Source organism: Sporosarcina luteola (assembly GCF_007991495.1).
Classification (GTDB): Bacteria; Bacillota; Bacilli; order Bacillales_A; family Planococcaceae; genus Sporosarcina; species Sporosarcina luteola.
Map to the genome: position 1 here is coordinate 1 of NZ_BJYL01000066.1, position 7,855 is coordinate 7,855.

A 7,855-nucleotide genomic window follows, 5' to 3' on the forward strand; every position below is an offset into this window, starting at 1 on the left:
TTAGTAAGTCTTCGGGAAGTTTGAAACTGTTTTGCTCGCGTTCCCTTATCGACTTTTTCTATTATAGACACCTTATATTCATTCGTCAACAGTTTTTCTTAAGTTTTTTTGAAAAGAGTTGGAAACATCTCGCCAAGCCTTGATACTAACGGCTTGGCAAGAATGTTATGATTGGATGCTAATGATTTCACCGTGGCATTTCCCACACCTGTATTTGCGCACGTCCATTCTTCTCTGGCGTCTATACTCCAATCCACACGCTTTGCATTTATATAGATGGATCTTTTTCGGTTTGTCCGCCTTTGTTGCTAACGGTTTGCAGTATCTTGGTGAACCTGTTGCTTTTAATAAATCCTTAAAGTCGGCATCTCCATGGCGGTACCCTTTACCTTCCTGGTGTAAATGGTAATGGCAAAGTTCATGTTTGATGATGCCAGCGAGTTCATCCATATCGTATCTTTCCAGGACTGCCGGGTTTATTTCAATCGAACCGTCCTGGAGTTTGTAGCGTCCGCCTGTTGTTCGTAGTCTTGCATTAAAGGAAGCTTCATGTCTGAATGGTTTCTTAAAATATCCGATTGAAAGGCGTTCAACTAGTTGCTGCAGTTCCTGTCGCTCCATTTATCTGTTCACCTCGGCGATTCATTTCCCTGTGGGGGAATCATCGTCAAGGAGATTCTTCCTTTGTTTTTGTCGACAGCTTCGACCCAGACGGTTACAATGTCGCCGGAAGCGACAACGTCTAATGGATGTTTGACGAAGCTTTTTTTCAATTTTGATATATGGACGAGGCCGTCTTCGTGGACACCGATATCGACGAACGCACCGAAATCTACTACATTTCGGACGGTCCCTTGCATTTCAAGTCCTTCGTAAAGATCTTTCATGTCGAGAACGTCCGCTTTCAAAATCGGTTGTGGATAGTCGTCACGCGGATCGCGATTCGGGCGCTGTAACGTGTCGATGATATCGCGCAATGTCACTTCGCCGACGCCGAGCTTTTCCGCTAATGTCGGGACATCCAATTCGGCAAGAGCATCGATGGCTTCTTTTTTTCCGATCATACTCTTATCCACGCCCGCCTCTATAAGTACCTGTTCGGCACTTGCATAGCTTTCGGGATGCAATCCTGTCGAGTCGAATCGATCTTTCGCTTCAGGGATACGAAGGAATCCGATTGCCTGTTCATATGTCTTCGCACCAAGACGGGGAACTTTCTTCAACTGTGTTCGTTTTTGGAATAGCCCTTCTTCCTCCCTCGCCTTCACGATATTTTCAGCAACCGTTTTGGAAAGCCCCGCCACGTATTGCAATAATGAAGAAGAAGCTGTGTTCACGTTCACACCTACTCGGTTTACAGCAGTTTCCACAACAAATGATAGTGATTCGGATAGTTTTTTCCGTGCTACGTCATGTTGGTATTGACCGACGCCGATGGATTCCGGATCGATTTTGACGAGCTCGGACAATGGGTCTTGCAGTCTTCGCGCAATCGAGACGGCGCTTCTTTGTTCAACTTGGAGATCCGGGAATTCTTCACGGGCCTGCGAGGATGCAGAATAGACACTTGCTCCCGCCTCATTGACGATAACGTATGAAACTGGTTCAGTCGATCCCTTAATGCACTCGGCGATGAACTTCTCCGTTTCCCGAGATGCCGTTCCGTTCCCAATGGCGATAATTGGGATGTTGTATTTTTTTAGGACAGATAAGACTGTTTTCTTAGAACCTTCTTTATCGGGCTTTGGCTGATGCGGATAGATGACGGATACTTCAAGCATTTTACCCGTTTCATCGATGACCGCCAATTTACAACCTGTTCGAAATGCAGGATCGACGCCTAAAACCATTCTGCCTTTTAAAGGAGGTTGCAATAATAGACTTTTCAAGTTCTCTGAGAATACGTGGATAGCCTGCGCTTCCGCTTTTTCTGTCAATGCCGTCCGGATTTCACGTTCTACAGAAGGAGCAATCAGACGTTTAAATGCATCTTCAGCTGCCTCCTTCACTTGCACAGCTGACGGAGCATGCTGTTTTTTAATTAATTCACGCTCAAGTCCTGCAATGATTCGTTCCGCCGGAAAAGCAATGCTGACACGAAGTACTTCTTCCTTTTCCCCACGGTTCAACGCAAGAACACGATGGGGAACGATTCTCTTTAACGGTTCTTCGTATTCATAATACATTTCATAGACGCTGCGCTCGTCTTCGGCGCCTTTACGTAGCGAAGAAACCATTTGTCCGTCCGACCAGGCAAGTTTACGGACATTTTCACGAAGTGCTGCATCATCCGCAATCCGTTCGGCAATAATATCACGCGCTCCCGCCAACGCCTCTTCGATAGATGAAACATTTTTCTCTTCATTCACGAAAGCGGCCGCAATGGCTTCCGGGTTTTCCGGTCCGAAGATCAGTAAACGGTCAGCCAATGGTTCAAGTCCGCTTTCAATCGCAATCATCGCGCGGGTGCGGCGTTTTTGCTTATACGGCCTGTACAAATCTTCAATCCGTTGGAGGACTGTAGCCTTTTCGATATCCTTTTTCAATTCATCAGTCAGTTTTCCTTGCTCTTCAATTAAACGGATAACTTCCTCTTTCCTTTGTTCAAGCCCTTTTTCATAATGGTACGCGTCTTCGATCGCTTTGATTTCCACTTCATCAAGTGAGCCGGTCGCTTCTTTTCGGTAACGTGCTATGAAAGGGACCGTGTTGCCCTCATCAAGAAGAGAGATAACATTGGCAGTTTGCTTTGCGCTAATGGCGGCTCTTTTGGCCGTTGCTTCTATAATAGTATTCGTCATACATTTCCCCACCCTTTCTTTCAGTACTAACAGTTTACCATTTATCCGCCCGTCTACTCTATTTTAAGCATAGAAAAAGCCTGCTTCATCACTGAAGCAGGCAGCCGGCGATAAATGTGGCATCATCTCCGGAATCGGCCGTTTCTTTAACGATATTATATAGATCAAAAGCATTTCTGCTTTGTTTCATACTTGCTTTCGGACTCTTCAACACGATTCCGTCCGAATGAAGGAAAAACATGTCCCCGACATCGTATTTATATTTCTGTGTATTCATTGTCTGAGGTCTACCTGACAAGAATCCCATGACCGGCAATGGATAGATCATTTTTTCACAGCCATGAAGAATGTACATTCTTACGTTTCCCACACAGCTATATTCGATCGTCCCCTCTTCATAGTTCACCCGCACAATAGCAACGGCCGCCCCACGTTTTTGAACCATATAGTCATTGCAACGGTTCAAAAGTTCATCAAGCGATTCATCATGATACTGCGCCAGGACTTCGGGGATGATTTCTGCTGACTGACGGGCGACAACGCCATTGCCTAATCCATCGGCAATGGCGCAAATGAAGTAATCCTCTTCTGAATGGATGTAAAACGTGTCTCCCGATTCCTTATTCCCGTGTTTCGCTGCGTTATAGACATAAGCCTCTACATATTCGTTTTTGAATTTCTCCACTACGAAGCACCACCAGCTGCCAATATGGCCTCTTGCAATTTTTTGATCGCTTTTCTTTGGAGCCTTGAAACATGCATTTGGGAAATACCGAGCCGTTCTCCCGCCTCTTTTTGGCTTAATTGTTCGATGTATGTATATTGGATAATCTGCTTTTCACGCTCAGACAATACATTCAACGCATTCGCCACAACAAGGCGATGGTCCGTTCGTTCAAATCCATCGTCTGACTCACCAATAATATCGAATAATGTCACCGTACCGCCTTCGGAATCGGCTTCCAACGTATGGTCCATTGAAAGGGCTTGATAGCTTCTTCCCATCTCCATCGCTTCCAACACCAATTCTTCATCAGTATCCAAGTATTCCGCTATTTCACTAACAAGCGGGGATCGCTGCATTTCAATCGTCAACGTTTCCACGGCAGCTTTTATTTTCGGTCCAAGTTCCTTAATACGCCTTGGAACATGCACAGCCCATGTTTTATCACGTAAAAACCGTTTGATCTCCCCTACGATCGTCGGTACTGCGAACGCTTCGAAACTACGGCCCAGTTCCGGATCATACCGACGGATTGCTCCGAGAAGTCCAAGCATACCGACTTGCACGATATCTTCATGGTATGGCTTTCCGTTTGAATATTTGCGAGCAATGGAGTGGACGAGGCGTTCATAATGCAGGACGAGATTTGTCTGCGCCTCATCGTCATTCGTCTCCTGGTACTGTTTGATCCATTCCAATACTTTTTCTTTCGTATCTGGCTTATGAGTTGGCTGATCGTTTGACATCTTCTTCGCCCCGCTCTCCGCCGAGATATTTAGTCATAAAGACAGTTACGCCCTCCTCGTGATGAAATTTAACTTCATCCATGAGCGTCTCCATTAAGTAGAGCCCTAGTCCCCCCTCGCGCAGGAATCGGGCTTCTGAAGCGTCACTGTATGGTCCGATATGCTTTTTAGTTTCCTCGAAATCAAAACTCGCACCATGATCCGCAATCATAATTTCCAACCGGTCTTCATACAAGGCGCATCCGACAACAATTTCCCCTTCATCATCCGCACCGTATGCATGCTGGACCGCGTTCGTAATCGCTTCACTTGAAGCAATCTTCAAATCTTCGATGTCATCGTATGTAAATCCAAGACGGCTTGCGATTCCTGAAATCATTAACCGAGCTACACCGACGTATTGAGCTTTTGCGGGAATTTTGATTTCTATATAATCATATTGTGCCATTATTGTCCTCACTTTCCTTCTTTTCAATATCAATAATTTCGCTCAGCCCGGTGATTTCAAAAAGCCGATGCAAACGTTTATTTAAACCTGTTATTTTCACGTGTCCGCCATTGGATGTCACTGTTTTGTAAAAACCAACGAATACTCCAAGGCCTGTACTATCCATATAATCTACTTCCGATAGATCCAGTTCAGCTTTCAGCTCCTGGATATTTTCCACAGCCGCCAGACGCTCTTTTAGCACAGGTGCTGTAAAGGCATCTATTTCACCGACAACCTTATAATATTGAACACTGTTCTCTTCTAATAGTTCGACTTGTAAATTCATCTCTGCACCCCGACTCTCTATTTTCATATTGAATAATATACTACCTTATTTAATACCCACCATTTCAAAAATCAAACCTTTTCCGTCCCTTTTTTGAAGATGACAATAGTGAAGTCGTCGCTTAATCGATAGTTTTGAAGGCCTGCTAGTTTATGATAAATATGGTCAGCCATTTGCTGCGCAGGTTCATCTTGCACTTCCGCGAGAATTTCTTGGATCATTTCCATTTCAATGAACCCTTCTTCCGTCCTCGTTTCCGTTACCCCGTCCGTCATCATTGCAATGAAGTCCCCATCTTGCATCATAACGGAACGTTCTTCATAGACAGCATCCGTTTTGACGCCGAGGAGAAGCCCCTTCGCATCCAGTTCTGAAAACGTTCCCGTCTTGGCATTGAAATGCAATGCCGGCTCATGACCTGCCGAAGCATAGGAGAATGTCGCATTTTCCCCATCGTATTTTCCGTAAAACATGGATATGAACATTGAATCATCAACGCTTTTCTCGACAATCCGGTTAATGATTTCCAACACGTTCCGAGGATTCGAATTATCATTTTCAAGACCATCCATGCCGTATTTAATCATGGACATGCATAATGCAGCAGGTATCCCCTTCCCTATTACGTCCGCTACAGCGACGCTCGATTCGTTCTGTCCATTCAGGAAATAGATATAGTCCCCATTCATTTGACGGGCCGGTTGGGAAACCAAACCGACATCAAGCCCGTCCACAATCGGCATTTTCGTTTTTAAGATAGTGTCCTGCACCTTTGTGGCGACATCCATTTCAATTTGAATCGCTTCCTGTTTGCGGATGAGGCTTTGGTGTTCGCGTAATGTAAGTCCATAATGAATCATCATTTCGATCAAAAAATCGAATGAATCCCAAACTTCGTTCCGCAATTCAGGATGAAGTTCAATCATGGCAGTTTTATGGATGCTAATAACGTCTTCAGGTGCAATTTCTTTTTCAATAAAACGTCGGCTGAATTGCTGTCCGACATAAAGATCCTCTTCGCTATGGCTTTCCAAATACTTTTTCATGATTTCCTTGTATTGCCTACCTACTTCTTGCGGCATTCGTTACCACCTCCTTAATGGAGCCATTTAGTTGCGGTTATCGTTGTGCCTTTTCCGGGTTCTGAGATGACTTTAAATTCATCCATCAGCCTTTTGACTCCGGGCATCCCAGCACCAAGACCGCCTGATGTCGTATAGCCATCTTCCATCACTTTACGCAAATCTTGGATACCCGGTCCGTCATCGGAGGCGACGATTTTAATGCCAAACATTCCGTCGTCTGTCACTCTTTCAATCTCAATCCGGCCTTTACCGGCATACAGATAAATATTTCTTGCCAATTCACTAATGGCCGTAGTAATGCGAGCCTGGTCGACGGTTCCGAAACCGGCCTTCTTTGCTTCGTTACGCCCTAGTTGTCTGGCAGCAACGATATCCCACTCCGTGATTATATCTACAGAAGACCTATAGTTCATGGTCAGGCCTCCAATTCTTTATAAAGTTTGTCCAAACCGTTTTCCAAATCTAGTGCAGTCATTACATTATTCAAGCGAATTCCAAGCTCAATCAATGTGATTGCCACTGCAGGTTGAATTCCGGTAATTACAACTTTTGCACCCATCAATCCCGTCATATTGATAACATCGCCCAGCACTTTCGCAATAAAAGAATCAATGAAATCAATCGGCGTCAAATCAATCACTACCCCAAGCGCTGAGGTTTCATGCATTTTATTCAATAGGTCCTCTTGAAATTGAATTGCAGTCTGGTCATCCAATTCCCACTGGATGGATACAATTAAGACGTCATTCAATTTCAAGATCGGTATACGGGTCATCATTATCCTTCCACCTCCACGATTGCCCGGTTTGTCATCGCCAAGGCCGATTGCATCCCCTTCTGCAAGGTACTTTTCGTTGTAAATTCATGTAGATTGATGCCGAGAGCGACGATCGTTTGCGCGATTTCCGGTCGTATTCCAACCAGCATACACTTCGCTCCTACTAAACGGACCGCATCCGCCGCCTGGATAATATGATGTGCAACCATCGTATCAACGACTGGAACTCCCGTAATATCAAGCAACACTACTTCTGCGCGTTGGCTGACAACGCCTTCCAGAAGGTTTTCCATAATTAGCTTCGCGCGCTCTGTGTCGATTGTTCCGACAAGAGGCATAACAGAAATCTTATCGAATACAGGTATTAACGAAGCCGATAGTTCTTGTAGAGCAATTTTCTGTAAACTGACCGTTCTCTCCCATTCTGTTGAATAGGCATCAATGATACTTTCCCGAAGAGGGTTGATCCAACTTTTAAATAGTTGACTGAAAGACTTGAAGTTTCCGTCGTTGACGATGTTCTTTTCTTCAAAAAGTTCAAAGACGATATCCGAAAAGTTATCAATTGCCTTGTTCACGAACTTAATGGCCCAACCGAAACGCACGACTTTTTCGGTGAAGTCATTGATCTTATCAACATTAGCGGCAAGAGATTCGTTAACGCTCGACGTCATCAATTCCGCAAACTCCCTACTCGTCTTTTCGACAAGATGATCGGGCATGAAGTGGAAAAAGCGCTCCCCTTTCTCTTCCTTCATCTTTTTTATCCAGCGGCTGATGATTTCATCCATATTCTGATTGATGCCTTCTACCGTAATTTTATTCATCCGTCCTAATGCCTCCTCAACAAAATAAAAACGTCATACCTCCATTGTACCGAAAAATCTGGTTTTACACATCTAATAAGAATGCGATGGCGCTAAGCAATCGAGTAGGAGGGAGTGA

10 protein-coding genes are annotated in these 7,855 nt (G+C 44.7%); all 10 read right to left on the reverse strand.

The window, feature by feature from the left end:
* Positions 1–165 precede the first annotated feature (165 nt).
* Positions 166–621, reverse strand: a complete 456-nt coding sequence (locus SLU01_RS17560) for a SprT family protein (protein WP_147060778.1) — start codon at positions 619–621, stop codon at positions 166–168.
* 8 nt (positions 622–629) lie between these two features.
* Complete coding sequence (locus SLU01_RS17565) at positions 630–2,801, reverse strand: Tex family protein (RefSeq protein WP_147060780.1); 2,172 nt, start codon at positions 2,799–2,801, stop codon at positions 630–632.
* An 88-nt stretch (positions 2,802–2,889) separates the two neighbouring features.
* Positions 2,890–3,486 (reverse strand): PP2C family serine/threonine-protein phosphatase, encoded by a 597-nt coding sequence (locus tag SLU01_RS17570; protein ID WP_147060782.1) that lies wholly within the window; start codon positions 3,484–3,486, stop codon positions 2,890–2,892.
* Positions 3,486–4,271, reverse strand: coding sequence for an RNA polymerase sigma factor SigB (gene sigB, locus SLU01_RS17575; protein WP_147060784.1), 786 nt, complete (start codon positions 4,269–4,271; stop codon positions 3,486–3,488). The genes SLU01_RS17570 and sigB overlap by 1 nt, the downstream gene beginning before the upstream one ends.
* Positions 4,246–4,719 carry an anti-sigma B factor RsbW gene (rsbW, locus tag SLU01_RS17580; protein WP_147060785.1) on the reverse strand — a complete coding sequence of 158 codons (474 nt, stop codon included), beginning with the start codon at positions 4,717–4,719 and terminating at the stop codon, positions 4,246–4,248. Before rsbW ends, sigB begins: the two co-directional genes overlap by 26 nt.
* A complete protein-coding gene (locus tag SLU01_RS17585; protein ID WP_147060796.1) occupies positions 4,706–5,047 on the reverse strand; it encodes an anti-sigma factor antagonist in 342 nt (113 codons plus the stop codon). The genes rsbW and SLU01_RS17585 overlap by 14 nt, the downstream gene beginning before the upstream one ends.
* A gap of 71 nt (positions 5,048–5,118) precedes the next feature.
* Positions 5,119–6,129, reverse strand: coding sequence for a PP2C family protein-serine/threonine phosphatase (locus tag SLU01_RS17590; protein WP_147060787.1), 1,011 nt, complete (start codon positions 6,127–6,129; stop codon positions 5,119–5,121).
* Positions 6,130–6,143: 14 nt separating this feature from the next.
* Complete coding sequence (locus SLU01_RS17595) at positions 6,144–6,545, reverse strand: anti-sigma regulatory factor (protein WP_147060789.1); 402 nt, start codon at positions 6,543–6,545, stop codon at positions 6,144–6,146.
* Positions 6,546–6,547: 2 nt separating this feature from the next.
* Positions 6,548–6,910 carry an STAS domain-containing protein gene (locus tag SLU01_RS17600; protein ID WP_147060792.1) on the reverse strand — a complete coding sequence of 121 codons (363 nt, stop codon included), beginning with the start codon at positions 6,908–6,910 and terminating at the stop codon, positions 6,548–6,550.
* Positions 6,910–7,737 carry an RsbT co-antagonist protein RsbRA gene (gene rsbRA / locus SLU01_RS17605; RefSeq protein WP_147060794.1) on the reverse strand — a complete coding sequence of 276 codons (828 nt, stop codon included), beginning with the start codon at positions 7,735–7,737 and terminating at the stop codon, positions 6,910–6,912. Before rsbRA ends, SLU01_RS17600 begins: the two co-directional genes overlap by 1 nt.
* Positions 7,738–7,855 lie beyond the last annotated feature (118 nt).